The sequence below is a fragment of the Streptomyces sp. NPDC052079 genome (genome assembly GCF_040680275.1).
In the GTDB taxonomy this organism is placed as follows: domain Bacteria; phylum Actinomycetota; class Actinomycetes; order Streptomycetales; family Streptomycetaceae; genus Streptomyces.
The window spans coordinates 1-14731 of sequence record NZ_JBFAWL010000044.1; the positions used below are offsets into that span (position 1 = coordinate 1).

At 65.9% G+C, this 14731-nt stretch carries 7 protein-coding genes and 4 pseudogenes; 4 read left to right on the plus strand and 7 right to left on the minus strand.

Annotation, left to right across the window (positions count from 1 at the left end; genetic code table 11):
- Positions 1-149 precede the first annotated feature (149 nt).
- The gene (gene rpe / locus AB0L56_RS31235) at positions 150-845 is read left to right on the plus strand and encodes a ribulose-phosphate 3-epimerase (protein WP_365429448.1); all 696 of its coding nucleotides are present in this window, start codon (positions 150-152) and stop codon (positions 843-845) included.
- Between the two features lie 672 nt (positions 846-1517).
- Here rpe and AB0L56_RS31240 read toward each other — a convergent pair.
- The 4 genes and pseudogenes from AB0L56_RS31240 to AB0L56_RS31255 all read right to left on the minus strand — a co-directional run.
- A pseudogene (locus tag AB0L56_RS31240) lies at positions 1518-1858 on the minus strand (transposase family protein); the annotation flags it as partial.
- A 66-nt stretch (positions 1859-1924) separates the two neighbouring features.
- Positions 1925-2570, minus strand: a pseudogene (locus AB0L56_RS31245) (transposase); the annotation flags it as partial.
- A 158-nt stretch (positions 2571-2728) separates the two neighbouring features.
- Positions 2729-2912 (minus strand): annotated as a pseudogene (locus tag AB0L56_RS31250) (IS5/IS1182 family transposase); the annotation flags it as partial.
- Positions 2913-3487: 575 nt separating this feature from the next.
- On the minus strand, positions 3488-4936 hold the full coding sequence (locus AB0L56_RS31255; protein ID WP_365429451.1) for a LytTR family transcriptional regulator DNA-binding domain-containing protein: 1449 nt from the start codon (positions 4934-4936) through the stop codon (positions 3488-3490).
- Positions 4937-6098: 1162 nt separating this feature from the next.
- On the opposite strand from AB0L56_RS31255, the gene AB0L56_RS31260 reads away from it, so the two are divergent.
- The 3 genes from AB0L56_RS31260 (at position 6099) to AB0L56_RS31270 (ending at position 9703) form a co-directional block, all read left to right on the plus strand.
- Complete coding sequence (locus AB0L56_RS31260; RefSeq protein WP_365429454.1) at positions 6099-6554, plus strand: MSMEG_3727 family PQQ-associated protein; 456 nt, start codon at positions 6099-6101, stop codon at positions 6552-6554.
- 16 nt (positions 6555-6570) lie between these two features.
- Positions 6571-8253, plus strand: a complete 1683-nt coding sequence (locus AB0L56_RS31265; RefSeq protein ID WP_365429457.1) for a PQQ-dependent dehydrogenase, methanol/ethanol family — start codon at positions 6571-6573, stop codon at positions 8251-8253.
- Between the two features lie 1312 nt (positions 8254-9565).
- Positions 9566-9703: a hypothetical protein gene (locus tag AB0L56_RS31270; protein WP_365429460.1), complete on the plus strand. Its 138-nt coding sequence runs from the start codon at positions 9566-9568 to the stop codon at positions 9701-9703.
- A 145-nt stretch (positions 9704-9848) separates the two neighbouring features.
- On the opposite strand, the pseudogene AB0L56_RS31275 reads toward AB0L56_RS31270, so the two are convergent.
- From AB0L56_RS31275 to AB0L56_RS31285, 3 genes and pseudogenes are all read right to left on the minus strand, one after another.
- A pseudogene (locus AB0L56_RS31275) lies at positions 9849-10280 on the minus strand (integrase core domain-containing protein); the annotation flags it as partial.
- Between the two features lie 833 nt (positions 10281-11113).
- A complete protein-coding gene (gene katG / locus AB0L56_RS31280; RefSeq protein WP_365429463.1) occupies positions 11114-13429 on the minus strand; it encodes a catalase/peroxidase HPI in 2316 nt (771 codons plus the stop codon).
- 213 nt (positions 13430-13642) lie between these two features.
- Entirely contained in the window at positions 13643-14194 is a 552-nt protein-coding gene (locus AB0L56_RS31285) for a manganese efflux pump (protein WP_365429466.1), read from the minus strand.
- Positions 14195-14731: the final 537 nt, after the last annotated feature.

A 14731-nucleotide genomic window follows, 5' to 3' on the forward strand; every position in this document is an offset into this window, starting at 1 on the left:
GCCACCGAGCACAAGATCGGTTACCAACCCTCACAACAATTGCCCACCACCCAAAACCCGGCAACACCCCGCGTCATGCAAAAGCACAATCCCGTAATGCGCACAATAAATAACCACCCACCACCGTCGGCTGCTTTACGCTTGGCGTCGTGTCGAACCAACCGTTGATCGCTCCGTCCATACTCTCCGCCGACTTCGCACGGCTCGCCGACGAGGTGGCTGCCGTGAAAGGACCACCGGGTCGAGGAGCGGATTGGCTGCACGTAGATGTCATGGACGCGCATTTCGTGCCTAACCTGACCCTGGGGCTGCCGGTCGTTCAGTCGCTGCTGGCAACCACTGACCTACCGTTGGACTGCCACCTGATGATCGAGAACCCGGATCGCTGGGCGGTCGGTTACGCGGAAGCGGGTGCCTACAACGTCACGGTGCACGTCGAGGCCGCCGACGATCCGGTCATGCTCGCGAAGAACCTGCGGGCCGCAGGCTCCAAGGCCGGGTTGGCGATCAAGCCGAACACGCCCCTGGAGCCCTACGTCGATGTGCTCAAACACTACGACACCCTGCTGGTGATGTCCGTGGAGCCCGGTTTCGGCGGCCAGAAGTTCATCGCCGAGGTCCTCGGCAAGGTGCGCAAGGCCCGAACGATGGTCGACACCGGCCATCTGAACCTGGTGGTGGAGATCGACGGCGGCATCAACACCGACACGATCGAGCAGGCGGCCGAGGCCGGCGTCGACTGCTTTGTGGCCGGTTCGGCTGTCTACGCTGCCAAGGATCCGGCACAAGCCGTGGAACGACTGCGCAGCCAGGTGCAGGCCCTTGCTGCGCGTACCAAGCGTTGACTGTCATCGATACGGCAGCCGCAGATAGTCACTGCTGAGTCATGCCCTCGATTCCTCAGCGACGGGCGATCGCTGACCAAACCGACGGCGGGTCGCCCGTCACGTCCGAGGAGATTGCGAGGTTGCCCCCCTTCCCGCTCCTTGCCGGGGACGACGCCGGGTCGTCAGGTGACGGCCGGCAGCTGGGTGAGCCGTCTCCGGCGGACGGTGAACGCCGCTGCCCAGGGCCAGGTCCGCACCATGCGCAGGTAGTGACTTCGGGCGTTGCAGGCCACACGGGCAGGCAGGCGGCAGAGGCGCACACGCATGGTTTCGGTGCGACGTTCGCCAAGTCCTTACTGTCGTGCCGAAGGCAGCAGCCGGAGCCAGGCTGGGAGATCGGCCGCGAGGTTCGCGGGGAGCATCCGAGCCCTATCGATGTGCCATGACTGTGCGGGCAGGTTGTGCCGCCCCATAGCCGTGGCGGTGCGGATCCAGTTGCCGCCCCCGGCGGATGCAGCCGCATCCCCCCAGTCGGCTCCCACGGGCGTGCAGACCGGTCAACTCCACGATCCGACAACCATCTTGAAGCCTGCCGTCCTGTATCAGCGAGGTCCGCACGCTCGTCGGGGAGCTGGGTGATCGCGTCTTGTCCTCCAAGCAGCGGTAGTGGGACACAGTGAGGCTTTTCCATCATCGGTCGAGCTGGCCAGATGGCAGAGCGAGGACAGCCTCGACGAGGGCGGTGATCCCGGTGGTCGAGCACCGGAAGCTTGCGGAGGAGACGCCGGAATGTGAGGGTGGCCATGGCCTGCTCGACAAGTGTGCGGATTTTCGCAGTGGGACCGGTTGACGGCCCTCCGACCGGTGGAAAGGGTCTCCCAACGACCCCAGCAGGGGCTGCGAACCGTGCCGCCGTCACCTCGGTACGCCTTGTCCGCCGAGCACTTGACGCCGGCCTCGTCGAGCGCGTCGACGATGCCGTGTTCGCGGGCCGCACAGACGTCATGGACGGCACCGGGCAAGGCCGGCGAGCCCCCAGCAGCCGACCGATAAAGATCCGTGAGGACCTGGCGCACCTTGCGGATCGCTTTGACCGGGCCGCTGTGGCTGTCGGAGATGACCAGGCGGACGCCGCACAGCCCGCGTTCGCGCAGGAACTGGGCCCAGAACACTTCGGTCTGTCTGTCGCCGACCATGACACCGGCAACCTCGCGGCTGCCGTCCTGAGTGAAGCCGGTGGCTATCACAATCGCTTGGGAGGCGATGCGGTGGTCGACACGGGCCTTGACGTAGTGGCGTGGAGGAACAGGTAGGGAAGCCGGATACAGCCCCGGGAGACCTCGCTCTTGGAGATCTTGGTGTCGGAGCCATGGCTTTGACCAGGTCACCGGCCGACCGGGTGGAGACGCCGTGGACGTACGCCTCCATGACGACCGCGTAGAGAGCCTGGTCGATGCGCCGCCGACGCTCCAGCAGGCTGGGGAAGAAGCTTCAGGCCCACAGTTTCGGGATGGCCAGCTCGAGGTTGCCGGCCTGCGTGGTCACCGTCTTCTCCCGGTGACCGTTGCGCCAAGTGGTGAGGGTGTCGGTGTGCTCGCCCCACTCGGCACCGAACTTCACACTCGCCTCGGCCTCGATCAGTTCCTGCAGCAGTCGCTCGGCGACCCCGCGGACAAGTTCAAGACCATCTGCCGAGCGTAGTGACTCAAGCAGGCGAAGCAGGTCTTGCCGGGACAAGGCCACCGTGCACCCCCTGGGGTCGAACTGCCCGTTCACTCCGGACAGTTACGCGGTGGCCTGCCAGTTGAGCAGGGAGCAGACACCGGCAGACGGTGCACCCCAGGGAGCGGAACCCGCGCACTCGACCGCGGAGATCCCCTACACCACACAGTGGGACACCATCCGACGCCGAACCCGCCCGCGAGCTCGGCATAGGTGTGTCCCATCCGCGGATGGGCGAGCGTGAGCAGGGCCGGCCGGCGCTCAGCCGACGCCGGCGGGAGCCGATCACGTGCCGGTGCTGCCGCGGACGAGTGGCCAGAAAGCGCAGGGCAGAGCTGGACACATCGATGGGTAGACAAGCAGGCGAAGCCTCCGGTGGAGACGGTTCTCTTGGTCGAAAACCCATCTACCAGGGGCTTCACCACGTTGTCAGTCCAACCACCGAGCTGCCGGGCCAGGTTGGGACGAACTCAGTGCGGGTGGAGCGGTTTCGGCGGACCAGCAGTACTGATGTCCCTGCATCCGGTCGTGCCCGTCGGGGCAGCGGTAGTTACCTGTCATTGCCCGGTCGTAGTCGCGTAAGCCCCTGTGCCCCGTGCCGTCTCCGCATCCGGTGCAAGGCCGACTTCGGCAGCCGGGCGGCGGCTTGATCACGCTCAGCTTCGTGGGCTGGTGACCTGATGGGTGGATGCGGCCGTGGGGTATGTCCGCCGCGAGGCGCGGCTTGGCCGCGGAGCACAGCCCGTCGGGGACGCCGGTCAGTGGTGTTCCTCGTTGCCGGCCCGCTCCTTGGTGAAGTACGGGCGCCGGCCGACCAGGCTCTGCCCGGTGGACGAGGTGAAGGCGAAGTGCACGGCGACCTGGCTCAGGCCCACGCCGCCGACCGAGCCCGAGAACTCGAAGTACGGCTGGAGTAACCGGACACCGAGACCGGGGGTTCACACACCGAGCATGCGCCGGAGTTCCGGAGCGTGGCGCCGCGAAACGGGAACGACCTCATGGGAACGAGCATTCATGATGAGGAAGAGCTCACCCTTAATGCCCCGCTCCAGTTCTGCCACACGGCGAAGGTTGACCAGAAAACGCCGGTGTACTCGACGAAATCCGTAAGACGTCAGCAACCGCTCGACATTGTCGAGACCGCGGGTCGCGGCCTGGATCCTCCCCCTTTCCGTGATCAGCCAAACGATGTTCCGGTCTGCCTCGGCATATCGGACCTCCGACGGAGCGAGCAGGACCAGCCGATCATTGCGCATTCCGATGACGCGCTGAGGAAGCGGGTTGACGGATGCTTTCGGATTACCCACGTAAGGTTCGCCCTCTTGCACCCCCAGAAAACACAGCATGCCCATCACGTGATTCGAGTCGACGATGGGCCGCATAGTCAGCGGAGTGGCCTCCCCTCCCGGGGACACCGGCAGACACGCGTAGCCGCTCCACTGCTCGGTTCCCCGCGCCTGGTCCATGGCCCACCGCAGCACGTCAGGAAGCCCCGAAATGTCCAGGGTCCAGCGCTGTGCCGGTTCGATGGCAGCCGCGACAATGGAGGGCTCGTCAGTCAGCCCGAGCAATCTGATAGCTGCTTCATTTGCAGTTATCACATTCCCTCCACGGTCCATCGCGATAAATGGACCACTGACCCGGGAGCATTTTTTCTTGAACTCGGAGACTACTTTGTCCGCCTCGTGGACGGCGCGCCGGTAAATCTCTTGTTCGATGCACGCGACTGATTTCGTCAGCCACGACGCAATGGACTTGGGGAGCGATGCGTTCCATCGCGAGATGTTGATCGACGCGACCGGCGAGCCGGTCACCACGTCGCGTATGGAAATGCCCGCGCAGGACCACTGGTGGAAGGCTTCGCACCAGTGCTCCGGCCCCGTCACAGTCACCGGGCCGGACACCTCGAACGAGGTTCCCATTCCGTTCGTGCCGGTGCACTCCTCCGACCACGACGACCATGGGGCGAGATTGTGCAACTCCGCCCGCCGCTGTGTGGTAGGGTCGCCCCACGCCCCAAGGACTCGTCCGTCCCCGTCCGTAACGGTGACGACGGCGTCATCCCGTTCCACTTGCTGGCCGGCCATGGCGCCGAGGCCGCCGAGCGCAGTGAAGATTACGCCTGTGTCGGTCCGGTGGACGTCGGCCGGCGCCACCGGTGCGGCATTCAACTTGCGGTCTACTTCGTACTGATCACGGCATCGGTACCATGAAGCGAGGATCTCAGGCCGGATGCCCGTTTCTATGTCTTCGCCCGCGGCGAAGCGTTCCCATGCACGAGCTACTTCTCTCGCCGATGAGGTAGCCACCAGAGAGCCATCCGCCGTGCGGTAGCCCTCACTGGGTCGGCTCGGTGCGATCGCCAGCGGTGGCACTGTCCCGGTCATCGTGACTCCTTGTTACCTGGCGTAGCGGTTCCCAACCACTGAGCAGGAAACCCTATGGCGCACGACATCTCAAGACGTGCGTGCGGTCTTCATCGTGTGTATTGGCAGGTCGTGAGAGTGTGGAGGCCTGGACGGCGCGGCTGGCCGGGATGAGAACCTGCCACAGGCCAGGCATGCCCGCCAGACGCCGTGGGCGCCGGCTGCGGCCAGGTCGTGGGCGCGTCCTGTATGTCGCACGGGATGACGGTGCCCGTTCGCCGACGAAGCCGCCCTCGTCCAGACCGACAGGGCTGCTTCATGCAGACTCGGCGCCCAAGCGGCCAGGACCTCGAGGGTCTCGTCCACATGCCGCCGGACCCGTCGCCTCCGAGACGCCGAAACCTGCCCCTACCTGCGCGAACCTCACGTGCTTGCGCAGGTAGGGGCACAAATCAGCGGGCCTGCTTGTCGCAGTCAGCCGCCAGGTCACAAAGGCGGACAACTCATTTAACACCTGACCAATCGTCAAAACAGCGGCCAGAACAACCTCAAGCTGAAGCGAAAGCATGTCAACCGCTCGTGGGTGGACGGCCACCGATGATCTCCGCTTCACGACCGTTCGTAGGTTGTTCCCGCACACTCATCCCGCTCTGCTTGTCCTCAAAGCGAGGGTCAGTTTAATTTACGTCGAAGGTCAAGCGACGCGGCCCGGCCGGATACGTACAGCACACGAGCGATCATCGGCACCAAGCGCATGTGTGCCGTCCGGGTTGGCAACAGACCAAAGGCGGTCCTATATGGCACAGGTACGCTGGCTCGACCCGACCTTTCGCAGTCATGGCGAGGCAACGGTGCACAGGGCGTTGGAGCGGTATCGGGGTGAGGGTGGCCTTCGTTGCCTGCCCCCCGAGACAGCGATTTCCCGGCATAGGTCCGACCACACCAGGGATTAAACCTGAACCCAGGCACAGGGTTGACACCAGCGGTATCTCCTGCCGGGGGAGCGGCGGGCTCGGGCTGGCCGTGGCGACGAATAGACGAATATCGGTATGGCGTGCTCGGGTGGCGTAGCGCTTGAAAGTTTCCGACTTTGCCGTCAACGAGCCGACTCTTTCCGTTGGTGACATGTCCCGCGAAAATCCGTCAGAATTTTCATTTCTTGCTAACGAGGAGGTGAAGTCCGATGACGACTGCCCAGGAACAAGCCGATCTCCTGGCCGAAATCGGCGGACAGAACAAGGCGACCGTGGGTGCCCTGCTCGGGACCGGTTCAATCGCCAAGGCAACCGAGCGTGCCGACGGAACGATGGAGGCGACCATCCGCATCCCGGAGGATGCGATGGCGTGGGAGCCCGCGGTCCTGGTGCTGCCGCACGCCGGCACCGTCGAGCTGACGATCATCAACGACGACAAGAACACCCATGCCTGCCTGCTGCCCAGTAACGGCGACAGGAAGTTCATCGGTCTGGTGAACCACTCGAAGGGCCGTGCGACGCTCGAACTGGACGGTCCCGGCTACTACTGGTACGGCTCGCCGGCCGGCAACGACGAGGGCAGGGGACTGACCGCCGCCATCGTCGTGACCGGCGAAGTACCGCCGGAAGCCAAGCTCGACCGACCCGCCCAGCCTCGGCCGTAGAAAGGTAGGAACCACCATGACCGTCGAATACGTCGACGCCGGCGAGGCGTTCAACCACGGCAAGCTTTCCAAGATGCCGCACAGCGCTCCGGACGTGACGCGCGGCATCAACTACGAGCGCATCCTCAAGGCGCGCAGCGAACCGCAGAACTGGATCACGTACTACGGCGACTACGACGGCAAGCGGCACAGCCTGCTCGACCAGATCAACGCCGAGAACGTCAAGGACCTGAAGGTCGCCTGGATCCACCAGGCGAGCGCCACCGGCATGATGGCCTCCACCTCGACCTACGCGTTCGAGGCCTGTCCCCTGGTCGTCGACGGCGTCATGTTCGTCACCGGCTGGGACGGCTGGCTCTGGGCGCTCGACGCGACGACCGGCGAGCAGCTGTGGCGTTACAAGCACGCGATTCCCTTCGACGTGACGCTGTGCTGCGCCAACGTCAACCGCGGCTGTGCGGTGGCCAACGGCAAGGTCTACATGGTGACCCAGAACGCCCAGCTGGTGGCGATCGACGCCACCAACGGCCAGAAGGTCTGGCAGAAGACCATCGGCGACGTGCGGGCGGGCGAAAGCGCTTCGATCGCTCCGCTGGTCATCAAGGACACGCTCATCACCGGTTCCGCCGGCGGCGAGTACGGCGTCCGTGGCCACATCGACTGCTGGGACCTGGAGACCGGTGAGCAGCGCTGGCGCACCTACACCGTGCCGAAGCCGGGTGAGCCCGGCTCGGAGACCTGGCCCGCCGACGGGGAGGCCTGGCAGCGCGGAGGCGCGAACCATTGGGTCACCGGAACCTACGACCCAGAGCTGAACCTCTACTACGCAGGCACCGGCAACCCGGCTCCCGACTTCGACGGCGAGGTCCGTGAGGGGGACAACCTCTACAGCGACAGCGTGGTCGCGCTGGATGTCGACACCGGCGAGATCAAGTGGCACTACCAGTTCACCCCCCACGACCTGTGGGACTACGACTCCACCATGGAGATGACCCTGTTCGAGCGGGATGGCAAGAAGCTGCTCGCCCACTTCGACAAGAACGGGTACATGTTCGTCCTCGACCGCACCAACGGCGAGCTGCAGCACGTCACGCCGTTCGTCGACCGGATCGACTGGGGCGTCATCACCCGTGACGGCAAGGTGACCCCGCGGAAGTACCCGGACAAGGAAGGCGAGCCCGTCCACTTCTTCCCCGGCCCCGCCGGTGCGAAGGAATGGACGCATGCGTCGTACAACCCGGACCACGATCTGTTCTACGTTCCGGTGGCCGACGTGGGTGCTACTGCCACCCGACGTCGTCGCGAGTTCAAGGAAGGCATGCCCTACTGGGGCGCCGCCGTCGAGGTCGACGTCGACAACATGGCAGGGTCGGTCAGCGCGTTCGACTCGCACGGTGAAGAGAAGTGGCGCTACCGGCTCGACATGATGCCGATGGCCGCGTCGACCCTCAGCACCGCGGGGAACGTGGTGTTCGCGGGCACACCCGCGGGTGAGTTCATGGCGCTCCATGCCGAGACCGGAGAGAAGCTCTGGAGTTTCCAGTGCGGTAGCGGTCACCACAGCAGCCCGAGTACCTACGTGGTCGACGGCAAGCAGTACATCACGGTGCCGGTCGGCTGGGGTGGCTGGCTCGAAGGCATTGTGCCCGGCCTGTCCGGTCAGGGTCACGGTGCCGCGGTGATCACGTTCTCCCTGTGACAGGGCGGTGCCACTGACGTGGCACTGACGCGAGACACGAGGTAACTCCCCGGAGGTTTCCTTTTCACTCGCCCGGTGATCGAGTCGTCCCGGTGACGCCGCGATCACCGGGCGAGTGTTTTCGCACCGACGGGCGAGGAGAACGGCTACGCCAGGTCCGCCGTAGTCTCGCCGGTGGTGGATGTTTCGCCCCGCACCTCGGCCGTGGGGAAGCCAACTTGAGGAAACAAAAGGTGATGTGATGAACCAGCCGCCGGTGCCCCAGCGGGACACTGTCGAGCGTCTGCCGTGCCACTACTGCGGAGAGGCCTACGAGCCCGGCGATCACGCGCGGCACACCGAACCGGTGAACTGCGGGCCCTGTATCACGTGCGTCGACAAGCCCCCATGCTTCAGCTGCCGTCTCATGTACTGCGTTTGCGACGTGCACAGGTATCGAGGCTGAAAAGCCCCCGCAGCCTGCAGCAAGCCGGCTGTGCCGAGCCGTACATCCTTGCACGGGGGAGGTTCCGGGAGAAGAACTGTCTTCCCACCGGGCGGGTGACGCCGGCCGTGGAAAGCTCCCCCAACGAGCTCGTGCACGCTAGGCGGTGAGGCGTCGAGTTCCTGATCGTCGACCATCGTCGTGTGGTCGCGAACGCGTCTCGTGCAGCGATCATCAGCGACCGGAGGATCACGGGCCTGTCGGCCGGCGTGATCGCTGAACTCGTGGCCGAGCTGGGCCCGTTGTGGCACGAACGGCACCTGGCCAGACTTGCGTCCCGGCCACGGAAGCGGGCGATCGGTGCCGGCCGAAGCACCGGCTGGTCTTCGTCGACCGGCTCCTGGCCACCCTCGTGCACCTCCGCCACGGAGCCACACACCACGTGCTCGCCTGCTGATTCGGCGTGGACCGCTCCACCATCACCCGCGCCGTCGGCGAAGTGCGGCCCCTGCTCGCCGAGCGAGGCCGCACCGTCAGTCCCGGCGTGCGGTTGCGGACGCCGGCCGAGGTCGTCGACCACCTCGGCTCCAGGGGTAGGACCGGGATCGTCGACGGCACCGAGATCCGGGTCCGGCGGCCGACCGCCGGGCGCAAAAACCGGGACAGGTTCGTCTCCGGCAAGAGCAAGCAGAACGCCGTCACGACCACGGGTGCACACGGACGGGGACGGCCGGGTGCTGTTCTGCAGCCCGACCAAGCCCGGAAGCTGCGCGGACATCACCCACGCCCGCCAGTTGGGACTGGTCAAGCTCCTGGCCGACGGGCCCGCCGTGGAAATTTCTCGCCGATGCCGGCAACCAGGACCCGGGCGCGCAGACCAGCGGTCGGGTGCTGACACCGCCGCACCGCAAGTTCAAGAAGAACGCCCCCGACTGGTACAAGGAGATGCACGAGCGGCAGCGGAAGGCACATTCCTCACGACGCATCCGCGTCGAGCACGGCATCGCCCACCTGAAGAACCGGTGAGCTCAGACCCGCCACCTCGGCCGCCGCGAGCACACCAGCGACACCGACCAGGCCGTCGCCGGCCTGCTGTCCCACCAGCAGACCGCGGGCCTGACGTCGGCGCGGCAGACGTGAACACCGAGCCCCCGCCGCCATCCTCGACGCCTCACCGCCTACCGTGCACGAGCCCGCTAGGCGCACTGAGGTGGGGGACGCGGCTGGCGGGTGGCTGGCCTTTCAGCACGGTGTGCCGCGGTGGTGATTGCAGGTGTGCAGCCACTGCGGGAACGCGGCCTGGCGCTCGGCTTCTGACTGGTAGGGGCGGGCGTAGGCCCACTCGTCGTGCAGGGTGCGGTTGAAGTGTTCGACCTTGCCGTTGGTCTGCGGGCGGTAGGGCCGGGTGCGCTGGTGGGTGATCCCGGCCGCTGCGAGGGTGTCGCGCCAGTCGTGTGACCGGTAGCAGGCGCCGTTGTCGGTCAGTACCCGTTCAACGGTGATCCCGGCCTGGGCGAAGAACGCTTGGGCACGGGTCCCATAAGCCGGTGGCGGTTTCCTTCCCCTCGTCCGCGTGGATCTCGCTGTAGGCGAGGCGGGAGTGGCCGCCTCGGGGGCCCCCGGCACCGGGACCGGGCGATCGGCCTTGTCACCGCCGTCGGCACGGACGGCAACGCCACTCAGGTCGCCCGGCACCCGTGGCACGTCCATGTCCGCGCGCTGGGAGTAGCGCTCGGCGGCGATGATTTGGGGATCCGGCGCGGCGAGCGCATCCCGGAAGCCACCAGCGGCGCCGATGCCGCGTTCTTGATGATGGCCCCGGTGCCGGGCCTGGCTCATCGCCCGCCGCAGCCTCCAGCACTCACCGAGTCAAGGCCAAGACGGCCGAGGACGTCACCTTGTCAAGGCCGCGCCCCGAGCAGCAGTTGACCGCGTGCTGGGCACGCCGCGGTCACCGGCCGCTTCGCCCAGAAGGCCTGCTGCCCATCCTCGACCACCAGGCCGACCTGAACACCGCCGAGCCGACCCGAGCGAGTGACACCCACAGCCTGCAGCCCGGCACCTCCGCGGGCCACACCCGGCCTCGCCCCAACCCCTGTATCCGACACCGGCACCGCGAACAGGACCGGTCTGCTCCGCGAGGTCCACGGCTCCGCCGGCGACTCGCTGGCCGAGGCGATCGACCTCACCCGCCGCCTGACACCCCCTCACATCCGCCGCATCCCGCCGGGTGATCCCCACCGTGAAGGTCCGACTCCGGGGACCCGGCCGAGGCCGTGGGCATCCTGCCGGCCGAAGGGGCCGCTGGACACGACCGCGTCAACCTGCACACCACGCCGCCGCAAGCGCGCCGGGTTCCCGTCCCGGTAAGACCTTCGGCGACTGGGACGAGCAGGTGTCCTCCGTGCCGCGCGCAACCCGCGCTGAACGCGCTGATCACGCAGGCCGCGCACATCCCGTCCCTGCCCCACGTACGAACTCGGCCCCGATCAAGGCGGCTTCGCCCGTCATCCCCTGGCGCAGGTCGAAGCGGTCGAGTTCCATGACTTTCACCCACGCGGCGACGAAGTCCTGGACGAACTTCTCGCCCGCGTCCTCGCTCCCGTAGACCTCCGCGAGCGCCCTCAGCTCGGAGTGCGAACCGAAGAGGAGGTCGACCCGGCTCGCGGTCCATTTCACCTCGCCGGTGTCCCGGTCGCGGCTCTCGTAGATCGTCGTCCAGATGTGCCCGTTCTGCCTCGGCGCCCACACCGTCCCCATGTCCAGCAGGTTGACGAAGAAATCGTTCGTCAACGACCCCTGCGCCGAGGTCAACACACCCACGGAGGAGCCTCTGTAATTGGCTCCGAGTACCCGCAGCCCGCCGAGCAGCACGGTCATCTCAGGCGCGCTCAGGGTCAGCAGGCCGGCCCGGTCGACCAGCATGTGCTCCGGCGGCATCCGGAAGCCTTTGCCAAGGTAGTTCCGGAAGGCGTCCGCCGTGGGCTTCAACGCGTCGAACGACTCGACGTCGGTCCATTCCTGGGTGGCGTCGGTGCGCCCGGGGCGGAACGGAACGTCGACCTCGTGGCCGCCGGCCGCGGCGGCCTTTTCCACCGCGGCACAGCCGCCGAGCACGATCAAGTCGGCCACCGAGATCCGCTTGTCCCCCTGTTGGGAGGCGTTGAAGCGCTCTTGGATCGCCTCAAGTGCGGACAGGACGACATCCAGCTGCTCAGGTTCGTTGACCGACCAGCTGCGTTGCGGTTCGAGCCGGATCCGCGCCCCGTTCGCCCCGCCGCGCTTGTCGCTGTCGCGGTACGTCGAAGCCGACGCCCACGCCGTGGAGACGAGCTGCGCGACTGTCAGCCCCGATCCGAGGATCTCGCGCTTGAGGGCGGCGACGTCGTCGGGGTCCACGAGCCCGTGCTCCAGTTCGGGCACCGGGTCTTGCCAGATCAGCCGTTCGGCCGGGACGAGCGGCCCCAGGTAGCGCTGGATCGGGCCCATGTCGATGTGAGTCAGCTTGAACCAAGCCCGTGCGAACGCGTCCTCGAACTGGTCCTGGTGCTCCAGGAACCGCCGCGCGATCGCGTCGTAACTCGGGTCCTGCTGCAAAGACAGGTCGGTGGTGAGCATGACCGGATGGTGTTTCCTGTCCGGGTCGAAGGGGTCCGGCACGGTGCCCTCGCCCTGGCCGTCGCTCGGGACCCACTGCCACAGGCCCGCCGGGCTGAGCTCGACGTCCCACTTGTACTCATACAACGTTTCGAGGAAGGTGTGGTCCCACTGGACGGGCGTGCGCGTCCACATCCCTTCCAGCCCGGTGGTGACCGTGTCCGCCCCGGTGCCGCTGCCGTACCCGCCGAGCCAGCCCAGGCCCTGCGCGGTGAGGGGCGCTGCCTCGGGCTCGGGGCCGCCGGTCACGTTCGGGTCCGCCGGACCATGTGTCTTGCCGAAGGTGTGCCCGCCCGCGATGAGCGCCACCGTTTCCTCGTCGTTCAGCCCCATCCGCTTGAAGGTCTCCCGGATGTCGCGGGCGGCGAGGACCGGGTCGGGATTGGTGGCCGGGCCCTGTGGATCGACGTAGATCAGCCCCATTTCGGTGGCCGCCAGCGGCTCGTCGAGTTCGTGTAGACCGCTGTACCGTTCTTCGGCCAACCACTTGCGTTCCGGACCCCAGTACGTCTCGTCGGGCTCCCATACCTCGGCACGGCCGCCGCCGAACCCGAACGTTTTGAAGCCCATCGACTCCAGTGCTCGGTTGCCGGCGAAGATCATAAGGTCCGCCCAGGATATCCTGCGCCCGTACTTCTTTTTCACCGGCCAGAGCAACCGACGCGCCTTGTCCAGGTTGCGGTTGTCCGGCCAGCTGTTCAACGGGGCGAAACGTTGCATCCCGGCGCTGGCACCGCCTCGGCCGTCGCTGACGCGGTACGTACCCGCGGCATGCCACGCCATGCGCAGCATAAGGGGACCGTAGTGACCGAAGTCGGCGGGCCACCAGTCCTGCGAGGTCGTCATCACCTCGTCGAGATCACGCGCCAGCTCGTCGAGATCCAGGGTGTTGAATTGCTCGGCGTAGTCGAAGTCCGCGTCCAGAGGGTTGTCTGCGGGTTGGTTCCGATGCAACGCCTTCAGGTTGACCCGGTCCGGCCACCAGTCGTTGGGATTTCCACTGGCCGTCGGATGATTCCGCCGCCGCGCCGGCTGCCCCTCGCTCAAGACCTTGTCGTAGGTGCGGTAGACGTGGGTGTCGGGATTCTCGGGCATTGGAGTCCTCCCAGGTGTTGCCGAGCCTGAGATGTCGGTGCCTGGGCGCATCGCGTCGGGAGAACGGCACCGCGGCACGTTCGTCCGGCTGCCCGCGGCCAATACGATTCGCCCTTGTAGACGCTGAACAGGGATGTCGCCCTGACCAGGCGCTTCAGCACCCGGTCAAGGCGAACCCGAAGAACGGGCCGGCGCGGCGGTGGTGCCCGCCGTTCAGCCGTTGAAGGCCAGCGGCAGCAGGATCGCTGCCCCGACGAGTGAGATACCGCTGAACAAGTCGGAACGGATCCGAACAACTTTGGCAGCCATCCGCCCCACGAAAAGTCCAGTGAACGACATGACCACCGTCATGGCACCGAAAGTCAGCATCGGGACCACGAGAGAAAACCCGGCGATCCCCAGACCGGTGCCTGCGAGGAAATTGTCGATGCTCAGTGTGAGCGGCATGCCGAAGAGCGTCACCCACGGATGGTCCATCTCTTTCGGCTCCGGATTCCGGATTGCGCTGACAAGGAAGCACAGACCGTATACCCCCAGCGCGGCCGCCCCGATGTACTCCGCCCACTCGCCCAGAAATCCCCCCAGGTAGTGACCGACCAGTCCTCCCAATAGCGGGCCCACAGTATCGAATATCCCGAAGATAAGGGATATCTGCACGGCGCGGCGCCAGTCAAACGGAATAGTCCCTATGGCGATCGCCGAGCGAAAATTGTCAAGACTGAGCCCAAAAGCGAGCGTTACCAGCGGAATGAATTCGAGAGCCATCTGAACCACCTTAAAGATTCAACGACAATCCAGATTGTTTCGGTAGCCAAACTCACTTGTTGCCGGGGTGTGCTCGCTTTTCCCGGTCGGAATCCCGGCCACGTGCGGCATTGCTGCGGGGCACCCCGCCTGAGCCCTGCACTTTCCCAGATCCGATCACGGATGCGATTGGCGTTAAAAGCTCGATCGCGTGATCGTCAAGGAAGAATTTTTACAATGTGAGGAGATGCGGTGACACCAACCGTTCCGCAGGCACGTCGAACGTGAAGTCCTGCTGACGCGGCACGCAACTGATCACGTGGCACGTCGAACCCGCTTCCAGCGAATGACGCAAGGCCCCTGGGCTGTTGATGCTCCGGGGCCTTGCGCCAACGCAGACGTAGTCCCGTCGCAGGGTTCAGTCACCTGCCGCGACTACGAGAAATCGTGCAGACGGCCCGTTAACCTCGCGCTTTCACGAGGTGGGGTGTCCGAGGCTTGATCAAATAAGCGGAGAGTGCTCCTGACCTGCAACGATGGGACTTGTCTAGGGTCCAT